General features: G+C 60.2%; 26 protein-coding genes. 24 read left to right on the top strand and 2 right to left on the bottom strand.

Annotated elements, in window-relative coordinates; genetic code table 11:
- Positions 1-143 precede the first annotated feature (143 nt).
- Complete coding sequence (gene rne, locus AWU82_RS01225) at positions 144-3,374, bottom strand: ribonuclease E (RefSeq protein ID WP_064383492.1); 3,231 nt, start codon at positions 3,372-3,374, stop codon at positions 144-146.
- Between the two features lie 699 nt (positions 3,375-4,073).
- On the opposite strand from rne, the gene rluC reads away from it, so the two are divergent.
- From rluC to sppA, 3 genes are read left to right on the top strand one after another with little or no spacing between them, the layout of a single operon-like run.
- A complete protein-coding gene (rluC, locus tag AWU82_RS01220) occupies positions 4,074-5,036 on the top strand; it encodes a 23S rRNA pseudouridine(955/2504/2580) synthase RluC (protein WP_064383490.1) in 963 nt (320 codons plus the stop codon).
- Entirely contained in the window at positions 5,023-5,685 is a 663-nt protein-coding gene (locus tag AWU82_RS01215) for an HAD-IA family hydrolase (RefSeq protein WP_064383488.1), read from the top strand. Before rluC ends, AWU82_RS01215 begins: the two co-directional genes overlap by 14 nt.
- A gap of 24 nt (positions 5,686-5,709) precedes the next feature.
- Positions 5,710-6,699 (top strand): signal peptide peptidase SppA, encoded by a 990-nt coding sequence (gene sppA, locus AWU82_RS01210; RefSeq protein WP_011335439.1) that lies wholly within the window; start codon positions 5,710-5,712, stop codon positions 6,697-6,699.
- A gap of 46 nt (positions 6,700-6,745) precedes the next feature.
- Here the strand turns inward: sppA and AWU82_RS01205 are convergent, their stop codons facing one another.
- Entirely contained in the window at positions 6,746-7,324 is a 579-nt protein-coding gene (locus AWU82_RS01205; protein WP_064383486.1) for a Maf family protein, read from the bottom strand.
- Between the two features lie 106 nt (positions 7,325-7,430).
- On the opposite strand from AWU82_RS01205, the gene AWU82_RS01200 reads away from it, so the two are divergent.
- The 21 genes from AWU82_RS01200 to AWU82_RS01100 all read left to right on the top strand — a co-directional run bounded on the left by AWU82_RS01200 (position 7,431) and on the right by AWU82_RS01100 (position 24,956).
- On the top strand, positions 7,431-7,958 hold the full coding sequence (locus tag AWU82_RS01200; protein WP_003204262.1) for a YceD family protein: 528 nt from the start codon (positions 7,431-7,433) through the stop codon (positions 7,956-7,958).
- 13 nt (positions 7,959-7,971) lie between these two features.
- Positions 7,972-8,154 carry a 50S ribosomal protein L32 gene (gene rpmF / locus AWU82_RS01195; RefSeq protein WP_003179396.1) on the top strand — a complete coding sequence of 61 codons (183 nt, stop codon included), beginning with the start codon at positions 7,972-7,974 and terminating at the stop codon, positions 8,152-8,154.
- Between the two features lie 4 nt (positions 8,155-8,158).
- Positions 8,159-9,169: a phosphate acyltransferase PlsX gene (gene plsX / locus AWU82_RS01190; protein WP_074688106.1), complete on the top strand. Its 1,011-nt coding sequence runs from the start codon at positions 8,159-8,161 to the stop codon at positions 9,167-9,169.
- Positions 9,170-9,294: 125 nt separating this feature from the next.
- Entirely contained in the window at positions 9,295-10,233 is a 939-nt protein-coding gene (gene fabD, locus AWU82_RS01185) for an ACP S-malonyltransferase (RefSeq protein WP_007950787.1), read from the top strand.
- A gap of 16 nt (positions 10,234-10,249) precedes the next feature.
- The gene (gene fabG / locus AWU82_RS01180; RefSeq protein WP_007950790.1) at positions 10,250-10,993 is read left to right on the top strand and encodes a 3-oxoacyl-ACP reductase FabG; all 744 of its coding nucleotides are present in this window, start codon (positions 10,250-10,252) and stop codon (positions 10,991-10,993) included.
- Positions 10,994-11,189: 196 nt separating this feature from the next.
- Entirely contained in the window at positions 11,190-11,426 is a 237-nt protein-coding gene (acpP, locus tag AWU82_RS01175; RefSeq protein WP_003175607.1) for an acyl carrier protein, read from the top strand.
- Positions 11,427-11,534: 108 nt separating this feature from the next.
- Positions 11,535-12,779, top strand: coding sequence for a beta-ketoacyl-ACP synthase II (gene fabF / locus AWU82_RS01170; protein WP_007908259.1), 1,245 nt, complete (start codon positions 11,535-11,537; stop codon positions 12,777-12,779).
- A complete protein-coding gene (gene pabC, locus AWU82_RS01165) occupies positions 12,779-13,594 on the top strand; it encodes an aminodeoxychorismate lyase (RefSeq protein WP_064383485.1) in 816 nt (271 codons plus the stop codon). Before fabF ends, pabC begins: the two co-directional genes overlap by 1 nt.
- A gap of 3 nt (positions 13,595-13,597) precedes the next feature.
- Positions 13,598-14,779: an endolytic transglycosylase MltG gene (mltG, locus tag AWU82_RS01160; RefSeq protein WP_064383483.1), complete on the top strand. Its 1,182-nt coding sequence runs from the start codon at positions 13,598-13,600 to the stop codon at positions 14,777-14,779.
- Positions 14,780-14,798: 19 nt separating this feature from the next.
- On the top strand, positions 14,799-15,431 hold the full coding sequence (gene tmk, locus AWU82_RS01155) for a dTMP kinase (protein ID WP_064383482.1): 633 nt from the start codon (positions 14,799-14,801) through the stop codon (positions 15,429-15,431).
- Positions 15,424-16,407: a DNA polymerase III subunit delta' gene (locus tag AWU82_RS01150; RefSeq protein WP_064383479.1), complete on the top strand. Its 984-nt coding sequence runs from the start codon at positions 15,424-15,426 to the stop codon at positions 16,405-16,407. The genes tmk and AWU82_RS01150 overlap by 8 nt, the downstream gene beginning before the upstream one ends.
- A gap of 42 nt (positions 16,408-16,449) precedes the next feature.
- Positions 16,450-16,806, top strand: coding sequence for a PilZ domain-containing protein (locus AWU82_RS01145; RefSeq protein WP_007908272.1), 357 nt, complete (start codon positions 16,450-16,452; stop codon positions 16,804-16,806).
- Between the two features lie 15 nt (positions 16,807-16,821).
- A complete protein-coding gene (locus AWU82_RS01140; protein WP_064383477.1) occupies positions 16,822-17,607 on the top strand; it encodes a TatD family hydrolase in 786 nt (261 codons plus the stop codon).
- 340 nt (positions 17,608-17,947) lie between these two features.
- Positions 17,948-18,586 (top strand): TetR/AcrR family transcriptional regulator, encoded by a 639-nt coding sequence (locus AWU82_RS01135; RefSeq protein WP_007950805.1) that lies wholly within the window; start codon positions 17,948-17,950, stop codon positions 18,584-18,586.
- A 138-nt stretch (positions 18,587-18,724) separates the two neighbouring features.
- Entirely contained in the window at positions 18,725-19,693 is a 969-nt protein-coding gene (locus AWU82_RS01130) for a GTP 3',8-cyclase MoaA (protein WP_064383475.1), read from the top strand.
- Between the two features lie 122 nt (positions 19,694-19,815).
- Positions 19,816-20,421 (top strand): DUF4823 domain-containing protein, encoded by a 606-nt coding sequence (locus AWU82_RS01125; RefSeq protein WP_007950810.1) that lies wholly within the window; start codon positions 19,816-19,818, stop codon positions 20,419-20,421.
- A 15-nt stretch (positions 20,422-20,436) separates the two neighbouring features.
- Entirely contained in the window at positions 20,437-20,997 is a 561-nt protein-coding gene (locus AWU82_RS01120) for a DUF1285 domain-containing protein (protein WP_064383474.1), read from the top strand.
- A 103-nt stretch (positions 20,998-21,100) separates the two neighbouring features.
- Complete coding sequence (locus AWU82_RS01115) at positions 21,101-21,817, top strand: FadR/GntR family transcriptional regulator (RefSeq protein WP_064383471.1); 717 nt, start codon at positions 21,101-21,103, stop codon at positions 21,815-21,817.
- A gap of 25 nt (positions 21,818-21,842) precedes the next feature.
- Positions 21,843-22,718 (top strand): SMP-30/gluconolactonase/LRE family protein, encoded by an 876-nt coding sequence (locus AWU82_RS01110; protein WP_064383469.1) that lies wholly within the window; start codon positions 21,843-21,845, stop codon positions 22,716-22,718.
- A gap of 270 nt (positions 22,719-22,988) precedes the next feature.
- Positions 22,989-23,807, top strand: a complete 819-nt coding sequence (locus AWU82_RS01105; protein WP_011335425.1) for an SDR family oxidoreductase — start codon at positions 22,989-22,991, stop codon at positions 23,805-23,807.
- Between the two features lie 144 nt (positions 23,808-23,951).
- Complete coding sequence (locus tag AWU82_RS01100) at positions 23,952-24,956, top strand: substrate-binding domain-containing protein (RefSeq protein ID WP_064383467.1); 1,005 nt, start codon at positions 23,952-23,954, stop codon at positions 24,954-24,956.
- Positions 24,957-25,008 lie beyond the last annotated feature (52 nt).

Genomic DNA, 25,008 nt, shown 5'->3' with positions numbered 1-25,008 from the left:
TGGCGGAGTGTCAGGTAGTGGAACAGGTATAGACAGACCGCTATCGCGAGCAAGCTCGCACCTACTATTGAGTTGTGTGAATTTTGAGGCATAAAAAAGCCCCGCCTGGATTACCAGGCGGGGCTTTTTAGTGGCTTTTGGAATCAGACGAGGGGTTTAGGCTCGTGTTCTTTTTCCTGGGCCTCTTCGTGTTGCTCGACCGCTTCCTGAACGGAGCGTGGTGCCTCGGCAATCACAGCTTCAACGGCAACTTCCTCAGCGACCGGGGCAGGAGCAGCCTCGACCACTTCGGCAGTTGGAGCAGCAGCGGCGGCGGCAGCCAGCTCGGCTTCCTTCTGCAGACGCTCTTCTTCACGCTTGCGACGACGCACTTCACGCGGATCGTTCGGTGCGCGGCCGCTTGGGGTCAGGGCGCTGACCGGGGCGACGACTGGAGCCGCTTCAACTACCGGGGCAGGTGCTTCGGCGACAACTGGCGCTTCAACCACAGGGGCTTCAACGACCGGTGCCGGTTCGGCAACCACCACTGGCTCGGCAGCCTTGGCTTCTTCAACAACAGGCGCTTCAACAGCAGGCGCTGGTGTTTCAGCGACAGCCGGCTCGGCTACCCAGTTGAACGCGGTTTGTTCTTCGCGAACTTCACGTACGGTTTCGGTTACGGTTTCGACAGCCGACTCTTCAGCAATCACGGGAGCTTCGAAGGTCGCGGCAGGTTCGGCAGCGACTTCAACCTGAGGCTGAGCTTCGCGAACCGGAGCTACTTCGACTTCCGGAGCAGCCTTCGCTTGGACTGGCGTGGTCGCTTCAACAACCGGCGCTTCAACTGGAGCACTTTCCAGCGTGGCAGCAGTGGCGCGTTCAGCTTGCTCGTGAGCCTGAGCTTCGGCTGGAGCGCTGATCACGGTGCTGGCAACCGCTGCGGTGACGGCCAGGCCGGCGGCCAGATCGGCTGTGCTCGGTTGTGCGGCTTCAGTGTTCTCTGCGGACTCTTCCGAACCTTCGATCACGTTGCCGTTGGCATCACGCTGACGCTCGCGACGGTTGCTGCGGCGACGCTGACCACGGGAGCGGCGGCGTGGACGATCGCCTTCGGCGTTCTCCGAACCGTCTTCCGGCAGTTGCTCTTCGTTGGTGTGGGTTTCTTCTTCGGCGACAGCGGCAGCGGCCTGTTCGGCACGCGGTTGACGCTCTTCGCGCGGAGGACGTGGTGCACGTTCTTCACGCGGCTGACGGGCCGGACGCTCTTCAGCGGTGGCGGCAGCAGCAGCAACGGCCGGAGCGGCATCCAGCGGCTCGCGCAGTTCACGTACGCGTTCTTCACGCTCGCCACGCGGCTTGCGATCTTCACGCGGAGCACGTGGTGCACGTTCTTCACGAGGGGCGCGTGGTGCGCGTTCTTCGCGGGCTACCGGTGCTTCGTCACGGGACTCGCGTGGCTCGCGGACTTCACGTGGTTCGCGCGGCTGACGCTCTTCTCGCGGCTCACGTGGTGCGCGCTCTTCACGCGGTGCACGTTCTTCGCGCGGTTTGCGTTCTTCATCGCGGCGACCGTTACGGTTACGGCTCTGCTGACGACCGTTGCGACGCTCTTCGTTGCGGGCCGGACGCTCGGTGGCAGGTTTTTCAACCACCACCGGAGCAACTGGCTCTTCCTTGGTGGCGAACAGGCTGACCAGCGACTTCACCAGGCCTTTGAACAGGCTTGGCTCTGGCGCGGCAACCGGAGCAGGTGCCGCGGCCGGTGCGGCGACTTCGGTCGGAACCGGAGCGTTGGCGCGAGCCGGAGCGGTCTTGACCGCGGCTTCCTGGCGAACCAGGGTGCGGGTTGCGGCGGCTGGCTGGACGTCTTCGACATCGGCGGCAGCGGCAGCGATTTCGTAGCTGGACTGGTTGGTCGCGGCTTCCGGGCTGTCATCACGCAGACGCTGAACTTCGAAATGCGGGGTTTCGAGGTGATCGTTCGGCAGGATGACAATGCGGGCGCGGGTGCGCAGTTCGATCTTGGTGATCGAGTTGCGTTTTTCGTTGAGCAGGAACGCGGCCACCGGGATCGGCACTTGAGCGCGAACTTCGGCGGTGCGGTCTTTCAGGGCTTCTTCTTCGATCAGGCGCAGGATCGCCAGGGACAGCGATTCGACGTCACGGATGATGCCGGTGCCGCTGCAACGCGGGCAGACAATGCCGCTGCTTTCGCCCAGCGAAGGACGCAGGCGCTGACGGGACATTTCCAGCAGGCCGAAGCGCGAGATGCGACCGATCTGCACGCGGGCGCGGTCGGCTTCCAGGCATTCGCGGACTTTCTCTTCCACGGCACGCTGGTTCTTGGCAGGGGTCATGTCGATGAAGTCGATGACGATCAGGCCGCCGATGTCGCGCAGGCGCAACTGACGGGCGATTTCTTCGGCGGCTTCAAGGTTGGTCTGCAGGGCGGTTTCTTCGATGTCGCTGCCTTTGGTGGCGCGCGCCGAGTTGATGTCGATGGACACCAGGGCTTCGGTCGGATCGATGACGATGGAGCCGCCGGACGGCAGTTCGACGACGCGCTGGAAAGCGGTCTCGATCTGGCTTTCGATCTGGAAACGGTTGAACAGCGGAACGCTGTCTTCATACAGCTTGATCTTGCTGGCGTACTGCGGCATCACCTGGCGGATGAAGGTCAGGGCTTCGTCCTGGGCTTCAACGCTGTCGATCAGCACTTCGCCGATGTCCTGGCGCAGGTAATCGCGGATGGCGCGGATGATCACGTTGCTTTCCTGGTAGATCAGGAACGGCGCGGAACGATCCAGCGAAGCTTCTTTGATGGCTGTCCACAGTTGCAGCAGGTAATCGAGGTCCCACTGCATTTCTTCGCTGCTGCGGCCAAGGCCTGCAGTGCGCACGATCAGGCCCATGTCGGCTGGAGCAACCAGACCGTTCAGTGCTTCACGCAGTTCGTTGCGTTCTTCGCCTTCGATGCGACGGGAGATGCCGCCGGCACGCGGGTTGTTCGGCATCAGTACGAGGTAACGACCGGCCAGGCTGATGAAGGTGGTCAGGGCTGCGCCCTTGTTGCCACGTTCTTCTTTTTCGACCTGAACGATGACTTCCTGGCCTTCGCTCAGGACGTCCTTGATGTTGACGCGGCCTTCAGGGGCTTTCTTGAAGTATTCGCGGGAGATTTCTTTGAGGGGCAGGAAGCCGTGGCGCTCGGAGCCGAAATCGACAAAGGCAGCCTCAAGGCTTGGTTCGATGCGAGTGATGCGGCCTTTATAGATGTTGGCCTTCTTCTGCTCGCGTGCACCGGATTCGATGTCCAGGTCGTAGAGGCGCTGGCCATCTACCAGTGCAACACGCAACTCTTCGGGTTGAGTTGCGTTAATCAGCATTCTTTTCATGTAGTACCGTCGGTTTCCGGGCTGCCGGAAACGGCGTTCGGCACACACGACTTCTCACGGTCGGTGTCAGGTGCGTCGGGAGTGGTTGGCCATTCCCGTGTCCAGCGATGTCCGGCCAATTGGGCCGTTATCGCGACGTACGCGTCCTGCTTGCTGTGGCTACTTAAGCACTCAGTCAGGAGGAGGAATCAACCGGTGGCTGTGGACGAGATGAAGCGTCTTGATAAAGCCTGTTGTTACACAGTCCAGCGGTTGTGCATCTCCACCCTACACGTATCCCTGATAATTCGGGTGCTGCCGCGCGCAGAATCCGCAGCGGGTTGGCATTTACCGTGAGCTCCGAAAGGGGAGGTCACGCATCATGGCTAATTCAGGCGGTGTTTCCGGAGCCTTCGCTCGGGGTCATCCGCGGCTGACTGCACTTTGTGAACTGGCCGTGAATATGGCTCGCGTGGCGAGTGAAAACTCTGCTTTGCGGCGTGATTCAGGCCTCATGTCACCTGCGCTTGTTACAGCTGCAAACTCCACCGTTACGTAGCAAAAGCCCCGTAGGACGGCCTCGCGTCCTGGTGAATTGCGTTGGTCAGGGCCGGTTTTTGACCGTGGTTCCGCTGTCCAGGCCGCTTTTGGCGGCGTTCGCGACTATAGCAGCAATGATTAAGTGCTTCAATTCCATAAAAAATTGTTATTATCCGCGCCATGACGACTACTGCCCCCTCGACTCCAGGCGTTCAACTGCTTGAGGTCTCGCCGGAATATGCCGGCCAACGAATCGACAATTTCCTCCTCGCCCGGCTCAAAGGCGTGCCCAAGACTTTGATTTACCGCATTTTGCGCAAAGGCGAAGTGCGAGTGAACAAGGGTCGGATCAAGCCCGAATACAAGCTGCAGGCTGGCGATATCGTGCGCGTGCCGCCGGTTCGCGTGCCTGAGCGTGACGAACCGGTGCCTTTGGCCCAAGGCCTGTTGCAGCGTCTGGAAGCCTCGATTGTCTACGAAGACAAGGCTCTGATTGTGATCAACAAGCCCGCCGGGATTGCGGTTCACGGTGGCAGCGGCCTGAATTACGGTGTTATCGAAGCCTTTCGTCAGTTGCGCCCCGATGCCAAGGAGCTCGAGCTGGTCCACCGCCTCGATCGTGATACCTCCGGTCTGCTGATGATCGCCAAGAAGCGCAGCATGCTGCGTCACTTGCATGCCGCGTTGCGTGGTGACGGTGTCGACAAGCGCTACATGGCCCTGGTTCGCGGCAACTGGGCGACCTCGATCAAGCAAGTCCGTGCGGCGCTCGGCAAGAGCAATCTGCGCTCCGGTGAGCGTATGGTCGAGGTCGACGAGGAGGAGGGCAAGGAGTCTGTGACCGTGTTCAAGGTCCTGCGTCGCTTTGGCGATTTTGCCACTTTGATCGAGGCCAAGCCGATTACCGGTCGCACGCACCAGATCCGCGTCCACACGTTGCACGCCGGACACTGCATTGCCGGTGACACCAAATACGGCGATGACAATTTCAGTAAGGAAATCCGTGATCTGGGCGGCAAGCGCCTGTTCCTGCACGCCTACATGCTGACCGTGCCGCTGCCCGACGGCGGTGAGCTCAAGTTGCAGGCGCCGGTCGATGAAATGTGGGCCGAGACTGTGGAGCGATTGAGTGCGCCCATCTGATTACAAGCTGCTGATTTTTGATTGGGACGGCACGCTGGCCGATTCCATTCATCGGATTGTCGAGGCGATGCACTCAGCGTCCGGGCGTTCAGGTTTCGAGTTGCGTGATGATTTTGCCGTCAAAGGCATTATCGGTCTGGGCTTGCCCGAGGCGATCCGCACGCTGTATCCCGAAATCAGTGATGCCGAAATGACCTTGTTCCGCGAGTATTACGCCGATCACTACATCGCTGCAGAAGCCGTACCTTCGCCGTTGTTCGAAGGCGTAGTCGAGTCGATGGCGTCCTTTCGCGAGCAGGGCTATCACTTGGCTGTCGCGACCGGCAAGAATCGTCGCGGGCTGGATCGGGTGCTCAAGGCCAATGGCTGGGAAGATTATTTCGATATCACCCGTGCTGCCGATGAAACTGCAAGCAAGCCGCACCCTCTGATGCTGGAGCAGATCCTCGCTCACTGCGGTGTGCGTGCCGAGCAGGCGCTGATGGTCGGTGACTCGTCCTTCGATCTGTTGATGGCGCGCAATGCGGGGATGGATTCGGTGGCGGTCAGCTATGGCGCGCAATCGATCGAATCGCTGCAACAGTTCGCGCCGCGACTGTCGATCGACCATTTTTCCGAATTGCACGCCTGGCTGGGGCAGCAGGCTTAATACGTTTTTGCTGGGGTGGATGGCATGACCGACGAATGGAAAGCACCGGCCAAGGCAACTGCCGACGACGGTGATGCGAAAAGCTGGAAGCTGCTGGAAAAGACCCTGCTGGCCGGCGTGCAGGAGCAGCGTCGTTCGCGCCGCTGGGGCATCTTCTTCAAACTGTTGACCTTTATTTATCTGTTTGTTGCGTTGATTCTGTTTACGCCGTTGATGGATATGGAGAAAAGCGCCACGCGCAGTGGCAACTACACCGCATTGATCGACGTTACCGGCATGATCGCTGATAAAGAACCTGCCAGTGCCGACAATATCGTAGGTAGTCTGCGCGCGGCGTTCGAGGACAAGAAGGTCAAGGGCGTAATCCTGCGCATCAATAGTCCGGGCGGCAGTCCGGTGCAGTCGGGCTATGTGTATGACGAGATCAAGCGCCTGCGCGGTCTGCATCCTGACACCAAGCTGTACGCGGTGATTTCCGACCTGGGCGCTTCCGGTGCCTATTACATTGCCAGTGCAGCGGATCAGATCTATGCCGACAAGGCCAGTCTGGTGGGTTCCATTGGTGTGACGGCAGCCGGTTACGGCTTTGTCGGCACCATGGAGAAGCTTGGCGTCGAGCGTCGCACTTACACCTCTGGCGAACACAAGGCGTTCCTCGACCCGTTTCAGCCGCAGAAGCCGGAAGAGACGGCGTTCTGGCAGAGTGTGCTGGATACCACGCACAAGCAGTTCATCAACAGCGTCAAGCAGGGGCGTGGCGATCGACTGAAGGACAAGGAGCATCCGGAGCTGTTCTCCGGGCTGGTCTGGTCGGGTGAGCAAGCGTTACCGCTGGGCTTGATCGATGGCTTGGGCAATGCGAGTTCGGTGGCGCGTGATGTGATTGGCGAAAAAGAGCTGGTGGACTTCACCGTTCAGGAATCGCCGTTCGACCGCTTCTCGAAAAAGCTCGGAGCAAGCGTTGCCGAAAAACTGGCAATGTGGATGGGTTTCAACGGCCCGTCGTTACGCTGATCGAATGCTGCAAGAAAAACCGGCCTGAGGGCCGGTTTTTTGTGGGTCAGGGAATCTGTACGCCTTCCGCCAGCAGCATGTCGATCAGACGAATCAGCGGCAAGCCGATCAGGCTGGTGGCGTCCGGGCCTTCGGTTGATTGAAACAGGCTCACGCCCAGTCCTTCGGCCTTGAAGCTGCCGGCGCAGTCGTAGGGCTGCTCGGCGTGCAGGTAGCGTTCGACGCGGGCCTGATCCAGTACGCGCATGTGCACGGTGAAGGGCACGCAGTCGACCTGGCAGTGGCCGGTCTGGCTGTTGAGCAGGGCCAGTCCAGTGAGGAAGGTTACGCTGGAGCCGCTGGCGGCCATCAGTTGTTCGCGGGCGTTTTCGAAGGTGTGTGGCTTGCCGATGATGCGCTCGCCGAGTACCGCAACCTGATCGGAACCGATGATCAGATGAGCGGGATGGCTGTCGGACAGGGCTCGGGCCTTTTGTTCGGCGAGACGCCTGACCAGCTCGATTGCCGACTCATTCGGGCGATGGCTTTCATCGATATCCGGCGAGCTGCAGACGAACGGCAGGTGCAGGCGGCTGAGCAATTCCCGACGATAGGTCGAGCTTGAAGCGAGTAATAAAGGCAGCATTCGCATCTCCAGAGGCAGGCGACAGATTCTAGCGGAGCCGCGCAAGTGACGGACAGGGCACAATTTCCTTTGACATGGGTGGGTGCATCCCTATAATGCTGCGCCTATGTTGAATGACCCGATTCCACCTCACGTTGACCCGCGCAAATTGGCTGACCGTGGCACCACCCTCCAAGGTGAACTGCTGCTGGCCGATTTGAAGAGACTCTGCGACCCGCTTTCCGACGATGTCGGTACGGTGCAGGCCAAATTCGTTTTTGAACGAGATGAACGTAAATCTGTGGTGATCCACAGCTTTATCGACACCGAAGTCAAAATGGTTTGCCAGCGTTGTCTTGAGCTGGTCACCCTGCCGATCCACAGCGAATGCAGTTACGCTGTAGTGAAGGAGGGTGCGAATACCCAGTCGTTGCCGAAAGGTTATGACGTGCTGGAACTGGGCGAAGATCCATTGGATCTGCAGTCACTGATCGAGGAGGAGCTTCTGCTCGCCTTGCCCATTGTGCCTGCTCATCATCCGGAAGAATGCCAGCAGCCGGCGGGAGCAGATGAGCCCGAACCGAGCGAGGACGAGGTAACGCGGTCCAACCCGTTCAGTGTATTGGCGCAGTTAAAGCGTGACCCAAACGTTTAGGAGTTAATCAATTATGGCTGTTCAGCAGAACAAAAAATCCCGCTCTGCCCGTGACATGCGCCGTTCGCACGACGCTCTCGAGGCTAGCACCCTGTCTGTAGAAAAAACCACTGGTGAAGTTCACCTGCGTCACCACGTATCGCCAGAAGGCGTATACCGTGGCCGTAAAGTGATCGACAAGGGCGCTGACGAGTAATCACTTGTCCGCTCAAGTCATCGCGATTGACGCAATGGGCGGGGACTTCGGTCCCCGCAGCATTGTTCAGGCCAGCCTCGCTTGCCTTTCTGCTACACCCTCGCTGCACCTGACCCTCGTCGGTCAACCCTCCCTTCTTGAAGAATTGATCACCGGCCAGTCGGCTGCCGATCGCGCACGTCTGACGATTGTTCCGGCGTCCGAAGTCATCACCATGGACGAAAAACCTGCCCAGGCCCTGCGAGGCAAGCCGGACTCGTCGATGCGTGTTGCCCTTGAGTTGCTGCGTGATGGAAAGGTCCAGGCTTGTGTCAGTGCCGGCAACACCGGTGCCTTGATGGCTCTGTCGCGATTTGTGCTCAAGACCCTGCCGGGGATTGATCGTCCGGCCATGGTCGCTGCGATTCCTACTCAGAAAGGCTATTGCCAGTTGCTGGATCTGGGCGCCAACGTCGATTGCAGTGCCGAGCATCTGTTGCAGTTTGCTGTGATGGGATCCGTGGCGGCTCAGACGCTGGGCATTGCCCGTCCGCGCGTTGCGCTGCTGAATATCGGCACTGAAGACATCAAGGGTAATCAGCAGGTCAAGCTGGCTGCGACGTTATTGCAGGCTGCGCGGGGCATTAATTACATCGGCTTTATCGAAGGCGATGGCTTGTATCGCGGTGAGGCCGATGTGGTGGTTTGCGACGGTTTCGTCGGCAATATCCTGCTCAAGTCCAGCGAAGGCCTGGCGACCATGATCGCTGCCCGCATCGAGGCCTTGTTCAAGAAAAACCTCGCCTCCCGCGCTGTCGGTGCACTGGCGCTGCCATTGATGAAGCGTCTGCAGGCAGATCTGGCGCCGGCGCGACATAACGGCGCAAGCTTCCTCGGCTTGCAGGGGATTGTCGTGAAAAGTCACGGTTCGGCCGGGGTTCAGGGGTTTCAGAGTGCCATTCAGCGAGCGCTGATCGAGATACAGGAGAATCTTCCCGAGCGCCTGCACGGCCGTCTGGAGGATTTGTTGTCTTAGGCGTTTTCGTCGGACAATGCTTAAATGTGACCGCCCGGTTCAAAGGGCCATCCAACTGTCAGTTTCTTGCGTCCCTCTAGCGGGATGCCATTTTTCCGACGACAAGATCATTAGGGGCTTGTTACATGTCTGCTTCCCTCGCATTCGTCTTTCCAGGACAGGGTTCGCAGTCCCTCGGCATGCTGGCCGAGCTGGGCGCGCAACATCCACTGATCCTCGAAACTTTCAAAGAAGCATCCGATGCTCTGGGCTATGACCTGTGGGCGCTGACCCAGCAGGGCCCGGAAGAGCTGCTCAATCAAACCGACAAAACCCAACCGGCCATCCTGACCGCTTCGATCGCCCTGTGGCGTCTGTGGCTGGCGGAAGGCGGCGCGCGTCCGGCCTTTGTTGCCGGCCACAGCCTGGGTGAATACAGCGCGCTGGTCGCTGCGGGCAGCCTGAGCCTGGCCGACGCGGTAAAGCTCGTCGAGCGCCGTGGCCAGTTGATGCAGGAAGCCGTTCCGGCCGGGCAGGGTGGCATGGCTGCCATCCTCGGTCTGGAAGATGCTGACGTGCTGGCAGCTTGTGCTGAAGCTGCGCAGGGTGAAGTGGTCAGTGCGGTGAACTTCAACTCCCCGGGCCAGGTAGTGATCGCCGGTGCCAAGGCGGCCGTTGAGCGCGCCATTGAAGGCTGCAAGGCTCGTGGCGCCAAGCGTGCCATGCCGCTGCCGGTCAGCGTGCCGTCGCACTGCGAGCTGATGCGTCCGGCCGCCGAGCGCTTCGCCGAGTCCATTGCTGCCATCGACTGGCAGGCGCCGCAGATCCCTGTGGTACAGAACGTCAGCGCCCAGGTGCCGGCGGATCTGGAAACCCTCAAGCGTGATCTGCTGGAGCAGCTCTACAAGCCGGTTCGCTGGGTAGAGTCCGTACAGACCCTGGCCGCCAAAGGCGCGACCAATCTGGTCGAGTGCGGTCCTGGCAAAGTGCTGGCTGGTCTGAACAAACGTTGCGCCGAAGGCGTTTCGACTTCCAACCTCAATACCCCAGACGCTTTCGCTGCTGCTCGCGCAGCGGCTGTCTGAATCAGGAGAAGCTTGCATGAGTCTGCAAGGTAAAGTTGCACTGGTCACCGGCGCAAGCCGTGGCATCGGCCAGGCTATCGCACTGGAACTGGGTCGTCAGGGCGCCATCGTTGTTGGCACCGCGACTTCCGCTTCGGGCGCCGAGCGCATTGCTGCGACCCTGAAGGAAAACGGCATCCAGGGCGCAGGTTTCGAATTGAACGTCACCAGCGACGAATCGGTTACGAAGGTGCTGGCAAGCATTCAGGAGCAATTCGGTGCTCCGGTAGCGATTCTGGTCAACAATGCCGGCATCACCCGCGATAATCTGATGATGCGCATGAAAGACGACGAGTGGTACGACGTGATCGATACCAACCTGAACAGTCTGTATCGCCTGTCCAAGGGCGTTCTGCGCGGCATGACCAAGGCGCGTTGGGGCCGAATTATCAGTATTGGCTCGGTGGTGGGTGCCATGGGCAACGCTGGCCAAGTAAACTATGCAGCCGCCAAGGCCGGTCTGGAAGGTTTCAGCCGTGCCATGGCGCGTGAAGTCGGTTCGCGTTCGATTACGGTCAACTCGGTAACCCCAGGGTTCATCGACACCGATATGACTCGCGAGCTGCCTGAAGCACAGCGTGAAGCCTTGCAGACGCAGATTCCGCTGGGCCGTCTGGGACAAGCTCAAGAGATCGCGTCTGTGGTCGCTTTTCTTGCGTCCGACGGTGCGGCATACGTGACCGGAGCTACAATCCCGGTTAACGGCGGGATGTACATGTAATTCAAATGTGACGGATTGCTTCAAAAAAATGTCATACGAGCTGTCTAAAATCCGTTATAAAGCTGCAATCTATTTATAGGCAGAGGGCCGCAGGGTTTGAGGAGTGAAGCTTTCAGTTGAAAAGCTGAAAAGTCTTTCTATACACTTACCCACTGGCCAGCTGCCTGAATTTGTCCATTAGGAGTGAAAACAAGGTATGAGCACCATCGAAGAGCGCGTCAAGAAAATCGTTGCCGAGCAACTGGGTGTTAAAGAAGAAGAAGTGGTCAACACCGCTTCCTTCGTAGAAGACCTGGGTGCCGACTCCCTTGACACCGTTGAGCTGGTGATGGCTCTGGAAGAGGAATTCGAGACCGAAATCCCTGACGAAGAAGCTGAGAAGATCACTACTGTACAAGCTGCAATCGACTACGTTACCAGCCACCAGGCGTAATAGTTTGTAATCGTTGCTTGCTGTCATGGAAAAACCGCACTGCCATCATGGCGTGCGGTTTTTTCTTTAGGCCTGATGCAAAGTCGTCATTTGAAAAAGGAGAGTGCTGTGTCGCGTAGACGCGTCGTAGTCACCGGTATGGGTATGTTGTCGCCACTGGGCACGGATGTGCCGAGCAGTTGGCAGGGCATTCTGGCTGGCCGCAGTGGCATTGGTCTGATCGAACACACCGACCTTTCTGCCTATTCCACCCGCTTTGGCGGCTCGGTAAAGGGCTTCAATGTCGAGGAATACCTGTCGGTCAAGGAAGCGCGCAAGCTCGACCTGTTCATTCAGTACGGTCTGGCGGCCGGCTTTCAAGCCGTACGCAATGCCGGTCTGGAAGTCACCGATGCCAACCGTGAACGCATTGGCGTGGCCATGGGTTCGGGTATCGGCGGTCTGACCAACATCGAAGAAACCAGCCGCACGCTGCACGAGACTGGCCCGCGCCGGATTTCTCCGTTCTTTGTGCCTGGCTCGATCATCAATATGATTTCCGGTTTCCTGTCCATCCACCTGGGTGCACAGGGGCCTAACTACGCCATCGCCACAGCGTGTACCACCGGTACGCACTGCATCGGCATGGCGGCGCGCAACATCATGTACGACGAAGCCGACGTGATGATTGCCGGCGGTGCCGAAATGGCCGCGTGCGGTCTGGGCATGGGCGGCTTTGGTGCTTCCCGTGCGCTGTCGACCCGCAACGACGAGCCGACCCGCGCCAGCCGTCCGTGGGACAAGGGCCGTGACGGCTTCGTGCTGTCCGACGGCGCCGGTGCCCTGGTGCTCGAAGAGCTCGAGCACGCCAAGGCCCGTGGCGCGACCATCTACGCCGAGCTGATCGGTTTCGGCACCAGTGGCGACGCCTTCCACATGACTTCGCCACCCGCCGACGGCGCTGGTGCCGCGCGCTGCATCACCAACGCGCTGCGCGATGCGAAGATCAACGTCGATCAAGTGCAATACATCAACGCCCACGGCACTTCGACCCCGGCCGGTGACCTCGCTGAAGCCAACGCGATCAAGTCGGTGTTCGGTGATCACGCCTACAAGCTGGCAGTCAGCTCCACCAAGTCCATGACCGGTCACCTGCTGGGTGCGGCGGGCGCGGTCGAGGCGATCTTCAGCGTGCTGGCGATCAACAGCCAGGTGGCGCCACCAACCATCAACCTCGATGAGCCGGACGAAGGCTGCGACCTCGATTTCGTGCCGCACACCGCGCGCAACATGGATATCGATGTCGTACTGTCCAACTCGTTCGGGTTTGGCGGCACCAACGGCACGTTGGCGTTCCGTCGGTTCGCCGGCTGATGGACTGCTGGGTCGACGGTCTGCCGGCTGACGCTCTGTCGCTGAAAGATCGCGGCCTGGCTTACGGCGACGGTCTGTTCGAGACCATCGCCGTGCGAGGCGGTCAGCCGTTGCTGCTGGATCGGCATCTGACGCGTCTGGCCGACGGCTGTGCGCGTCTGGCCATCGCAGCCGACATCGAGCGGGTTCGCCATGAGCTGCAATCCTATGCCGCCGCGATGGGCGAGGGCGTGCTCAAACTCATCCTCACCCGAGGCGACGGATTGCGCGGTTATGCGCCGGATCCTTCGGCGCAGGGCCGACGCATTCTGCAAGGCAATCCTCCCGCCGCTTATCCAGCGGCTCACGCCGAGCAGGGCGTTCGCCTTTTTCCGTGTAGCACGCGTTTGTCCAGACAGCCGTTGCTTGCCGGGCTCAAACACCTCAATCGACTGGAACAGGTTATTGCCCGCGCCGAATGGCAGGACAGTGAACACGCCGAAGGTTTGATGCTCGATCAGGCCGGTCGGGTGATCGAAGGCGTGTTCAGCAATCTGTTCCTGGTGCGTGACGGTGTGCTGATCACGGCGGACCTGAAACGCTGCGGCGTGGCCGGGGTGATGCGCGCAGAAATATTGTTTCAGGCAGAGTCCCTGGGCATCCCCGTGCAAATCACCGACATCCCCCTCGAACAGCTGCAATGGGCCGATGAAGTCTTTGTCTGCAACAGCGTGTATGGCGTCTGGCCGGTACGCGCCTGTGCTGCTCTGAGCTGGCCGGTTGGCCCGCTCACCCGTAAACTGCAAACCATTGCCCGCGCGCTACTGGATGCCTGATTCGTGAGACGTAAACTTTTGCTGCTGCTGGAAACCGGACTGGTTCTGGCAGGGCTGCTGTTGGGCGCCAGCGCCTGGAAGATTCATTCGGCACTGGAACAGCCCCTGAACATCACGCAGGAAGAACTGCTGGATGTGCCAAAGGGATCCACCCCGACCCGTACTTTTCTTGGACTCGAAGCCGATGGCGTCATCAAGGACGCGTTCTGGCTGCGGGTCTATTGGCGTTTCAACCTTGCCGGCACGCCGATTCACAGCGGTGAATACCGCATGCAGCCGGGCATGACCGTCAACGGCCTGATCGACCTGTGGAAGCGCGGCGATGTGGTTCAGTACAGCCTGACCCTGGTCGAAGGCTGGAATTTCCATCAAGTGCGCGCCGCGCTGGCCAAAGATGAAAAGATCGAGCAGACCCTCAACGGTCTGAGCGACAGTGATGTGATGGCCAAAATCGGTCACAAGGGCCTGTTCCCTGAAGGCCGCTTCTTCCCCGACACCTACCGCTTCGTGCGCGGTGTGACCGATACCGAACTGTTGAAAAAGGCCTTCGACCGCCTCGACGAAGTGCTGGCCAAGGAGTGGGAAAAACGCTCCGCCGACGTGCCTTACACCGAGCCCTATCAGGCGCTGATCATGGCGTCGCTGGTGGAGAAGGAAACCGGCGTGCCTCAGGAACGTGGCCAGATTGCCGGCGTCTTTGTGCGGCGCATGGCGCTGGGCATGCAGTTGCAGACCGACCCGACGGTGATATACGGTCTGGGCGACCGCTACAACGGCAAGCTGACCCGCGCCCACCTCAAGGAAGCCACGCCGTACAACACGTACATGATTCCCGGCCTGCCGCCGACGCCGATCGCCATGGTCGGACGTGAAGCCATTCACGCCGCACTCAACCCGGTGGATGGCACCAGCCTCTACTTTGTTGCCCGTGGCGATGGCAGTCACGTGTTCTCCGATGATCTGGACGCGCACAACAATGCGGTGCGCGAGTACCAGCTCAAGCGGCGCGCGGATTACCGCTCGAGCCCGGCGCCGACGACTGCGCCCGAAACCGCTCCGGCAGCCGAGGAGGCGATACCTGCCGCCTCTCCCGACACTGCACCGGAGTCGTTGCCGCAGCCGCCTGCTCAAGAGCCTGCGCCGACGCCGGAACCGGAAGCCTCCGCTCCCCAAAACACGCAATGACTTTGATTAAGGACTGCCTGTGACTGGCTTGTTTATTACCCTGGAAGGCCCGGAAGGCGCCGGCAAAAGCACCAATCGCGAATACCTCGCCGAGCGCCTGCGCGCCGCCGGTATTGAAGTGGTGCTGACCCGCGAGCCCGGCGGTACGCCGCTGGCCGAGCGCATTCGTGAGGTGTTGCTGGCCCCGGTCGACGAAGTGATGAATCCGGACACCGAGCTGTTGCTGGTGTTCGCCGCCCGTGCCCAGCATCTGGCTGAAGTCATTCGCCCGGCGCTGGCCCGTGGTGCGGTGGTGCTGTGTGACCGTTTCACCGATTCGACTTATGCCTATCAGGGCGGTGGTCGCGGCTTGTCGCTGGAGCGCATCGCGGCGCTGGAGACTTTCGTGCAGGGCGACCTGCGTCCCGACCTGACGCTGATTTTCGATCTGCCGGTGGAAATCGGCCTGGCTCGCGCCAGCGCTCGGGGTCGTCTGGATCGTTTCGAGCTGGAAGGGCGGGCGTTTTTCGAGGCCGTGCGCAGTGCATTCCTCAAGCGAGCCGAAGCTGATCCGGCGCGTTACGTGCGGATCGACGCCGGTCAGCCGTTGGCCAAGGTTCAACAATCGCTGGATACCCTGATTCCGAACTTGCTGGAGCTGAGCCGTGGCTGAGGCCTATCCGTGGCAGGACAGCCTCTGGCAGCAACTGGCCGGTCGCGCTCAGCACGCTCACGCGTATCTGCTGCACGGGCCGGCCGGGATCGGCAAGCGCGCGCTGGCCGAGCGGCTGATGGCCAGCCTGCTGTGCCAGCGTCCAACGCCTGAAGCCTGCGGCGAGTGCAAATCCTGCTTGCTGCTCAAGGCCGGCAGCCACCCGGACAATTACATCCTCGAGCCCGAAGAAGCGGACAAGGCGATCAAGGTCGACCAGGTGCGCGATCTGGTCAGTTTCGTGGTGCAGACCGCGCAACTGGGCGGTCGCAAGGTGGTGCTGATCGAGCCGGTGGAGTCGATGAACATCAACGCCGCCAACGCTTTGCTCAAGAGCCTGGAAGAGCCGTCCGGCGATACCGTGCTGTTGCTGGTCAGCCACCAGCCGAGCCGGTTGTTGCCGACCATCAAGAGCCGCTGCGTGCAGCAGGCCTGTCCGCTGCCTAGCGAATCCATGAGCCTGCAATGGCTGGCTCAGGCACTGCCGGAATGTTCCGAAGACGAACGTGTCGAACTGTTGACCCTGGCCGCCGGCTCGCCGTTGGCCGCTGTCACGTTGCAGGGGCAGGGCGTGCGCGAGCAGCGCGCGCAGGTGGTGGAAGGCGTGAAGAAGCTGCTCAAGCAGCAGCAATCGCCGACGCAACTGGCCGAGGAGTGGAAAAGCATTCCGATGCTGCGTCTGTTCGACTGGTTCTGCGACTGGTCGAGCCTGATCCTGCGCTACCAATTGACTCAGGATGAAGCAGGCCTCGGCCTGACCGACATGCGCAAGGTCGTGCAGTATCTGGCGCAGAAAAGTGCCCAGGCTAAAGTGCTCGATATTCAGGACTGGATTCTCGCCCAGCGCCAGAAAGTCCTGAGCAAGGCCAACCTCAATCCGGCGTTACTGCTGGAAGCATTGCTGGTGCAATGGGCGAGCTTGCCTGGTCAAAGATAAGAATGTGTACCTAGACTCTGAAGATCAGCAGTGGAGGTCAACATGAATGAACCTGTCAGTCCGGGGCCGCGCAACGGCATTTTGTCCCTGACCATCAAGGACAAGTCGGTCCTTTACGCCGCCTACATGCCGTTCATCAAGAACGGCGGCCTGTTCATCCCGACCAACAAGAGCTACAGGTTGGGCGACGAGGTGTTCATGCTGCTGAATCTGATGGACGAGGCAGAGAAGATTCCGGTGGCCGGCAAAGTGGCCTGGATCACCCCCAAAGGCGCCCAGGGCAATCGCGCAGCCGGAGTCGGCGTGCAATTCAATGATGGCGACAACACCGCGCGCAGTCGCATCGAAACTCATCTGGCCGGAGCGCTGAAATCCGACCGTCCCACTCATACGATGTAAGTTGCAGTCCTTTTTATGCTCGTAGATTCCCATTGTCACCTTGATCGCCTCGACCTCGCCGTTCACGACGGTTCCCTGGATGCCGCGCTGGATGCGGCCCGTCAGCGCGGAGTCGGGCACTTCCTGTGCATCGGCGTCAGCGCCGACAACGCGGCCGATGTCAAAGCCCTGGCCGAGCGTTACGACGACGTCGATTGTTCGGTCGGCGTGCATCCGCTGGATGTGCAGCCGGGCGCGGCGCCGGCGCTGGACTGGCTGCTGCACGAGCTCAATCACCCGAAAGTGGTGGCGATCGGCGAAACCGGTCTGGACTACCACTACGAGCCGGAAGCGGCAGAGCTGCAGCAGGAATCGTTCCGTCTGCACCTGCAAGCCGCGCAGCAGACCGGCAAACCGGTGATCATCCACACCCGTGGCGCCCGTGCCGACACGCTCGAGCTGTTGCGCGAAGCCGCGTTGCCCCAGGCCGGCGTGCTGCATTGCTTCACCGAAGACTGGGACATGGCCAAGGCAGCGCTGGACATGGGTTATTACATTTCCCTGTCGGGCATTGTCACCTTCCGCAATGCCGATGCGCTGCGCGATGTGGCGAGCAAGGTTCCGGCCGATCGCCTGCTGGTGGAAACCGATTCGCCTTACCTGGCGCCGATCCCGTATCGCGGCAAACCGAACCTGCCGCAATACGTGCGGGAAGTGGCAGAGTTTCTGGCGATGCTGCGCGGCGAGAACTACGAGCGCTTTGCCGAGCAGACCACCGAGAACTTCAAGCGACTGTTCCCGCTGGCGAATGTAAAAGCCTGAATCGCAGGCAAAAAAAACCCGGGTTCTGGGGGGTGAATCCGGGTTAAGACCATTAGGAGTAAAACAAAGGCACGCGGTCCCTTGGTACCTTTACCGGCGCGACACTTGGGGGAGATGTCGCCCGACAGTTCAAGTATTGATCAGTCTGGCGCCGAGTCCAGTTGGCCGGCCGGGGTTTTTAAACAAATTTGGAATACGTTCGCTTCGGTTATGTTCTCATTCCCCCGAAACGTTCGTGAAATGAACAAGAAACACAGATATGGTCGGATGATCCGTGCATTTTTGCGCAAGTTAGGCATAATACGCGGCTTCGAATTTTGACCCCTACAGACCTTTTCTTATGCACAAAGAACCTCGTAAGGTCCGTGAGTTTCGTCGCCGCGAGCAAGAAATTCTCGATACCGCGCTCAAGCTGTTCCTCGAACAAGGTGAAGACAGTGTCACCGTCGAGATGATTGCTGATGCCGTGGGTATCGGCAAAGGCACGATCTACAAGCACTTCAAGTCCAAGGCCGAAATCTATCTGCGCCTGATGCTCGATTACGAGCGCGACTTGAACGAGCTGTTGCATTCGGCCGATGTCGACAAGGACAAGGAAGCGCTGTCCCGTGCCTACTTTGAATTCCGCATGCGCGACCCGCAGCGCTATCGCCTGTTCGATCGCCTGGAAGAGAAGGTGGTCAAGGGTAATCAGGTGCCTGAGATGGTCGAGGAGCTGCACAAGATCCGTGCCTCGAACTTCGAACGCCTGACGCTGCTCATCAAGGGCCGCATCAGCGAAGGCAAGCTCGAAGACGTGCCGCCATACTTCCACTACTGCGCATCCTGGGCGCTGGTGCATGGCGCGGTGGCGCTGTATCACTCGCCGTTCTGGAGCAACGTGCTGGAGGATCAGGAAGGTTTCTTCCAGTTCCTGATGGACATCGGCGTGCGCATGGGCAACAAGCGCAAGCGCGATCCTGAAACGCCAAGCAGCTGAATCATTCAGTTGCCTTATGCGCCGTGTTTTTCGCTACATGGCGCAGTACCGCAGGAATATACTCAGGCATAGGGCTTGCTAAAACTTGAATTGTGAGTCAAGTTTTAGCCGCTCGATTTTCCATCGCCGGAGTGCTTCATGATCGTTGACCGTCAAGGCAGGCGTTTTCGCAATTTGCGGATCAGTCTGACTTCAGCCTGCAATTACGCCTGTACCTACTGCGTGCCCAACGGCAAGCGGTTGGTGGCTGCGCAGGATGAACTGTCGGCCGAGGCCATGGCACGTGGCGTGGCTTATCTGATCGAAGCCGCCGGCATCGAGCGCCTGCGCATCACTGGTGGCGAGCCGCTGGTCAGCCCCAAACTCGAATCGTTCATGAGCGCCGTCGGCAGGATGGGCCTGGAAGACATCAGCCTGACCACCAACGGTCAACTTCTGGCGAAAAAACTTCCGCTGCTGGTCGATGCCGGCCTGCGACGCCTCAACGTTTCCCTCGATACCCTGGACGCCGGCGCGTTCCGCAGCATTGCCCGTGGCGGCGATCTGGCCACCGTGCTGGATGGCATGGATCAGGCGGCAGCGGCGGGGATGAAGATCAAGGTCAACATGGTGCCGTTGCGCGGGCAAAACCTCGACCAAGTGATGCCGCTGCTCGATTACTGCCTCGAGCGCGGCTTTGAGCTGCGCTTCATCGAGCTGATGCGCATGGGCCACCTGGCCACCGATTCCAACGCCTTCCTGCAACAGTTCGTCAGCCTGCAACAGCTGCTGAGCCTGATCGGTGAACATTACGAGTACGCGCAAACCGACGCGCCAGTGGACGCCACGGCGGTTCGCTATGCGATTCCCGGTCTGGGCAACTTCGGCGTGATCGCCAACGAAAGTGTGCCGTTCTGCCGAACCTGCTCGCGCCTGCGCCTGTCGTCCACCGGATGGCTGCATGGCTGCCTGTCGTCGAGCAACCGCCACTACGTCGGTGACCTGCTCGACAAACCACGTCACGAGGCGCTGCCGGCGTTGCAACGGCTGCTGGTCAAGGCGCTGGGCGACAAGCAGGAAGTCGCGTTCTCCGGCGGCGCGACCGTCATGAAGATCATCGGCGGCTGAGCCCGGTTTAGCCACAAAGTCTTATTTCAAAGCGGATACCTGCACATTTCCAAGGACTGGCGCAAAAGCTGCATCCTACGGCCATTCGCCGGTTTTCCGTCACCGGCTTCTGGAGGATTAGGATGCGTAGCCTGGTTTTGCTGCTGGCCGTTTTGGCGCTGGGCGGCTGTATGACTGTCAGTGACATGGCCGAAGGGACTCGCTACCAGATGAGCGACGCTGGGCTGCTGGATCACAGCGACAGCCGTCGCGTAAACAATTTCCGCATTCAGCCGGATTCGTTTATCTACATCGCACAAGGCTCGTTCGCGCCGCCGGGTGGTTCTTACCCGCGTCCCAACGTCGTCGCCGAAGAGGCCTTCAAAGGCTTCGTCGAATACTTCCCGATGGTCCGCCGCGCCCGCGCGCCGGAAGGCCTCGACCAGGCAATGGGCGAAGCCCGCGACGCCGGCGCCCACTACCTGCTGTACACCCGTTTCGCCAAGGCTGACGACCGCATCGGCAACTCCGATGAGTGGCTGGATCAGGAAGCCGTGGATCGCCTCGGTATCGACGGCGGCGTGATTCAGATCATGTTGATCGAGACCAGCACCCAGTATTTGATTGATACTGCACGGATCAAGAGTCGTGGCGGTTTACTGACGTTCCACGACAACAAGCCCGAAGACCTGATCGGCCCACCGCTTGCGCAGTACGCGCGCAGCCTGCTGGGCGTCGGGGACCAGTAATTCAAGGAGTACGCCATGAGTGGCCCGCAAAAAGCCAATGACCTGCTGGGGCAAATCCCCAAAACCAAAGGCTTGCCGCCGGTGCACTTGTGGAACCCGGATTTCTGCGGCGATATCGACATGCGCATCGCCCGCGACGGCACCTGGTACTACCTGGGCACGCCGATCGGGCGCAAGCCGATGGTCAAGCTGTTCTCCACCATCATCCGCCGCGACGGCGATGATTACTTTCTGATTACTCCAGTGGAGAAAGTCGGAATCAAGGTCGATGACGCGCCATTTGTGGCGATTGCCGTCGAGGTGGAAGGCGAGGGTGAGGCGCAAGTGCTGCGCTTTACCACCAATGTCGATGAAATCACCGAGGCCGGCGCGGAACATCCGATCCGCGTCGAGATCGATCCGACAACGCAAGAACCTGCCCCTTACGTGCATGTGCGCACCAACCTCGAAGCGCTGATCCACCGCAACGTGTTCTACCAATTGGTGGAGCTGGCAGTCAGCCATGAAATCGATGGGCAGCGTTGGCTGGGCGTCTGGAGTGGCGGCGAGTTCTTCCGCATCGGCCTCGAACCTTAAGACAAACCGCAGTCTGTGAAAGCAGGCTGCGGTTTTTTGTCGTTGACTCTCAATCGTATGATGATTAGCGTAGGCACCCACAGCGAACGGCTTCGGGGTGTCCATGTCGAGCAGTTTTCACGCATCAACGGTTGACTGGCTGGGCGCCTGGATTGCTGCCGGCCAGGTGAAACCGGGGCAGGCAATCAAGGTCGAGGCCGATCTGGGCGAGCAGCTCGGGGTCAGTCGCACCGTGATCCGCGAAGCCATCAAGACTCTGGTCGCCAAAGGCATGCTCGAAGTCGGGCCGAAAGTCGGTACGCGAGTGCTGCCGATCAAGCGCTGGAACCTGTTCGATCCGCAAGTCGTGGGCTGGCTGTCGCGCAGCGGCCTGCCGGAAAACTTCGTCGATGACCTGCTCGACCTGCGCCGCACCATCGAACCGATGGCGGTGCGCTGGGCCTGCGAGCGGGCGACCGTCGAACAGGTGCAAGCCGTGCGGCAGGCCTACAACGCGCTGGAACGGGCGGTCGACAGCGGCATCGATTACAACCGCGCCGACCAGTTCTTCCACGAATGCATTCTCGCCGCCAGCCACAATCAATTCATCGAGCAAATGGTGCCGGCCCTCGGCGCGCTGCTTGCCGTGTCCTTCGAAGTGTCCGCAGCCGACCCCGACGAATTGCGCCGCACCTTGCCTATTCACAAAGACATGGCCGACGCCATCGCCGCACGGGATGCCGCGCGCGGGGTGTGGGCCTGCATGACCCTGATCGACAATGCCGACCTGGCCATCAAGCGGTTCTACCCGCAGGTGATGGCCGACAAGAAAGCCAGCTGACAAAAACAACAAGACAGGAGGTTGCATGACGTGGACTGCGGTGACAGAGCATCGGGCGCAACTGGGCGAGAGCCCGTTCTGGGACGCACCGACCCAGGCACTGTACTGGGTCGACATTGCCGGCAGGCAGGCGCTGCGGCTGATCGGGCAGAACGTGCAGATCTGGCAGATGCCGGAGCACGTCTCGGCGTTCATTCCCTGCGCCAGCGGCGACGCACTTGTGACCCTGAGCAGCGGCGTCTACCGGCTCGATCTCGATTCCCCCGGACTCGAGCCGCGACTGACGCTGTTCTGCGTCGCCGATCCGCAACCGGGCAATCGCGCCAACGAAGCACGTTGTGATGGCCAAGGCCGTTTGTGGCTCGGCACCATGCAAAACAACATTGGCGAGCGGGGCGAGGATCTGCCGATTATCCGTCGTTCCGGCGGGCTGTTCCGGATTGATCCGGATAAAAGGGTCACACCCTTGTTACGGGGGCTGGGCATTCCCAACACGCTGCTCTGGAGCGACGACGGCACCACGCTGCTGTTCGGCGACAGCCTCGACAGCACCTTGTACCGCTATTTCATTCACACCGACGGCAACCTCGACACTGCCCAGCCTTGGTACAGCGCCGATCAGCACGGTGGCCCGGACGGTTCGGCGATGGACGCCGAAGGCTACGTGTGGAACGCCCGCTGGGACGGCAGCTGCCTGCTGCGCCTTACACCGGATGGCCAGATCGACCGCAGGATCGAGCTGCCGATCAGCCGCCCGACCAGTTGCGTGTTCGGCGGTGCCGACCTGAAAACCCTGTACATCACCAGCGCTAAAAGTCCGCTGAATCACCCGCTGGACGGCGCCCTTCTGTCTTTGCGAGTGGACGTCGCCGGAAAGCTCTGTACGCGATTCGCTGGTTAAATCCCAAAATATGGGATGCAAAATTATATATTGAGATTATTTGGCGGTCGGGTTTATAGTCGGCTCCAGCAGTAACACGCACTCACACTTAAAAAGAACAAAACAGGTGAAGTGATGCAGCGAATTTTCATCGCACTCCACAGCGGAGTCAGCGCTTCGGGCCGTTTCGGTACTGCGGCGTGCGCGCGCCTGTTTTGTTCCACAAGCCTTCCAGACCGGACATCGTCAGATGCCCGGTTTTTTTATGCTTTCGAACAGGAGTCCTGATTCATGGCTGAACCTCTGTCCCTGCCACCGGTGCCCGAGCCACCGAAAGGCGAGCGCCTGAAAAACAAGGTCGTGCTGCTGACCGGCGCTGCCCAAGGCATCGGCGAAGCAATCGTCGCGACCTTCGCCTCGCAACAGGCCAAACTGGTGATCAGCGATATCCAGGCCGAAAAGGTCGAGAAAGTCGCCGCCCACTGGCGCGAGCAGGGCGCCGATGTGCAGGCGATCAAGGCCGACGTCTCGCGTCAGCAGGATCTGCACGCCATGGCCAAACTGGCCATCGAGCTGCACGGTCGCATCGATGTGCTGGTCAACTGCGCCGGTGTCAACGTGTTCCGCGATCCGCTGGAAATGACCGAAGAAGACTGGAAACGCTGCTTCGCCATCGACCTCGACGGCGCCTGGTATGGCTGCAAGGCCGTGCTGCCGCAGATGATCGAACAGGGTATCGGCAGCATCATCAACATCGCCTCGACCCATTCGACGAACATCATTCCCGGCTGCTTCCCGTACCCGGTGGCCAAGCATGGCCTGCTCGGGCTGACCCGCGCGCTGGGCATCGAGTACGCGCCGAAAGGCATTCGCGTCAACGCCATCGCCCCGGGCTACATCGAAACTCAGCTCAACGTCGATTACTGGAACGGCTTCGCCGACCCGCACGCCGAACGTCAGCGCGCCTTCGATCTGCACCCACCGAAACGCATCGGCCAACCGATCGAAGTGGCAATGACTGCTGTATTCCTGGCCAGTGATGAAGCGCCGTTCATCAACGCCTCGTGCATCACTATCGATGGTGGTCGCTCGGTCATGTACCACGACTGACAAAAGCGGGTTTCAGGTGGAAAGGTACGCCTGAAATCCAATCATCATACGATATGACTATTGTCGTCATGATTAGCAGGAAACGCTTCGACCGCTTTAACGTTTTTCAAATAACGCTCAAGAAAAATAACAAGGAGTCTGCTTATGAAACGTCGTTTCGGGATTCGTACCCTGTGCAGTACCGCGCTGGCGGTCACTGCGTTCAGCCTGAGCAGTGCCCTGCTGGCCGCCGATCCGGTGAAGATCGGGTTTCTGGTCAAGCAGGCCGAAGAGCCGTGGTTCCAGACTGAATGGGCCTTCGCCGAGAAAGCTGCCAAGGACAAAGGCTTCGAGCTGATCAAGATCGCCGTGCCGGACGGCGAGAAAACCCTATCCGCTATCGACAGCCTTGCGGCCAACGGCGCCAAGGGCTTCGTCATCTGCCCGCCGGACGTGTCGCTCGGCCCGGCGATCATGGCCAAGGCCAAACTCAATGACCTGAAAGTGATTGCCGTCGACGACCGCTTCGTCGACGCCAATGGCAAGTTCATGGAAGACGTGCCGTACCTCGGCATGGCCGCGTTCGAAGTCGGCCAGAAGCAGGGCGCCGCTATGGCCGCCGAGGCGAAAAAGCGTAACTGGGACTGGAAAGACACCTACGCGGTGGTCAACACCTACAACGAACTCGACACCGGCAAGAAGCGCACCGACGGCTCGATGAAGGCCCTCGAAGATGCCGGCATGCCGAAAGAGCACATTCTGACCGCCGCTCTGAAAACCCTCGACGTACCGGGCAGCATGGACGCCACCAACTCGGCGCTGGTCAAGCTGCCGAGTGCGGCGAAGAACCTGATCATCGGCGGCATGAACGACAACACTGTGCTGGGCGGCGTGCGCGCCACTGAAGCCGCCGGTTTTGCCGCGGCCAACGTGATCGGCATCGGCATCAACGGCACCGACGCCATCGGCGAGCTGAAAAAGCCCAACAGCGGCTTCTACGGTTCGATGCTGCCGAGCCCGCACATTGAAGGCTACAAGACCGCCGAGATGATGTACGAGTGGGTCACCACCGGCAAGGAACCGCCGAAGTACACCGCAATGGACGACGTCACCCTGATCACCCGCGACAACTTCAAGCAGGAGCTGGAGAAGATCGGCCTGTGGAACTGACGGCAGCGGCGGCCCGGCCAGCCGGGCCGCTTGAACGGTGTGATGAGGTGGC

The organism is Pseudomonas glycinae, from assembly GCF_001594225.2.
In the GTDB taxonomy this organism is placed as follows: domain Bacteria; phylum Pseudomonadota; class Gammaproteobacteria; order Pseudomonadales; family Pseudomonadaceae; genus Aquipseudomonas; species Aquipseudomonas glycinae.
The sequence above is the reverse complement of the archived record's forward strand: the minus strand, read 5'-3'. Positions and strand labels throughout refer to the sequence as shown.

Coding starts and splice junctions, on each gene's coding strand:
- rne (WP_064383492.1), bottom strand. CDS start 3,374: ATGAAAAGAATGCTGATTAACGCAACTCAACCCGAAGAGTTGCGTGTT.
- rluC (WP_064383490.1), top strand. CDS start 4,074: ATGACGACTACTGCCCCCTCGACTCCAGGCGTTCAACTGCTTGAGGTC.
- sppA (WP_011335439.1), top strand. CDS start 5,710: ATGACCGACGAATGGAAAGCACCGGCCAAGGCAACTGCCGACGACGGT.
- AWU82_RS01205 (WP_064383486.1), bottom strand. CDS start 7,324: ATGCTGCCTTTATTACTCGCTTCAAGCTCGACCTATCGTCGGGAATTG.
- AWU82_RS01200 (WP_003204262.1), top strand. CDS start 7,431: ATGTTGAATGACCCGATTCCACCTCACGTTGACCCGCGCAAATTGGCT.
- rpmF (WP_003179396.1), top strand. CDS start 7,972: ATGGCTGTTCAGCAGAACAAAAAATCCCGCTCTGCCCGTGACATGCGC.
- fabD (WP_007950787.1), top strand. CDS start 9,295: ATGTCTGCTTCCCTCGCATTCGTCTTTCCAGGACAGGGTTCGCAGTCC.
- fabG (WP_007950790.1), top strand. CDS start 10,250: ATGAGTCTGCAAGGTAAAGTTGCACTGGTCACCGGCGCAAGCCGTGGC.
- acpP (WP_003175607.1), top strand. CDS start 11,190: ATGAGCACCATCGAAGAGCGCGTCAAGAAAATCGTTGCCGAGCAACTG.
- pabC (WP_064383485.1), top strand. CDS start 12,779: ATGGACTGCTGGGTCGACGGTCTGCCGGCTGACGCTCTGTCGCTGAAA.
- AWU82_RS01145 (WP_007908272.1), top strand. CDS start 16,450: ATGAATGAACCTGTCAGTCCGGGGCCGCGCAACGGCATTTTGTCCCTG.
- AWU82_RS01140 (WP_064383477.1), top strand. CDS start 16,822: ATGCTCGTAGATTCCCATTGTCACCTTGATCGCCTCGACCTCGCCGTT.
- AWU82_RS01135 (WP_007950805.1), top strand. CDS start 17,948: ATGCACAAAGAACCTCGTAAGGTCCGTGAGTTTCGTCGCCGCGAGCAA.
- AWU82_RS01130 (WP_064383475.1), top strand. CDS start 18,725: ATGATCGTTGACCGTCAAGGCAGGCGTTTTCGCAATTTGCGGATCAGT.
- AWU82_RS01125 (WP_007950810.1), top strand. CDS start 19,816: ATGCGTAGCCTGGTTTTGCTGCTGGCCGTTTTGGCGCTGGGCGGCTGT.
- AWU82_RS01120 (WP_064383474.1), top strand. CDS start 20,437: ATGAGTGGCCCGCAAAAAGCCAATGACCTGCTGGGGCAAATCCCCAAA.
- AWU82_RS01115 (WP_064383471.1), top strand. CDS start 21,101: ATGTCGAGCAGTTTTCACGCATCAACGGTTGACTGGCTGGGCGCCTGG.
- AWU82_RS01110 (WP_064383469.1), top strand. CDS start 21,843: ATGACGTGGACTGCGGTGACAGAGCATCGGGCGCAACTGGGCGAGAGC.
- AWU82_RS01105 (WP_011335425.1), top strand. CDS start 22,989: ATGGCTGAACCTCTGTCCCTGCCACCGGTGCCCGAGCCACCGAAAGGC.
- AWU82_RS01100 (WP_064383467.1), top strand. CDS start 23,952: ATGAAACGTCGTTTCGGGATTCGTACCCTGTGCAGTACCGCGCTGGCG.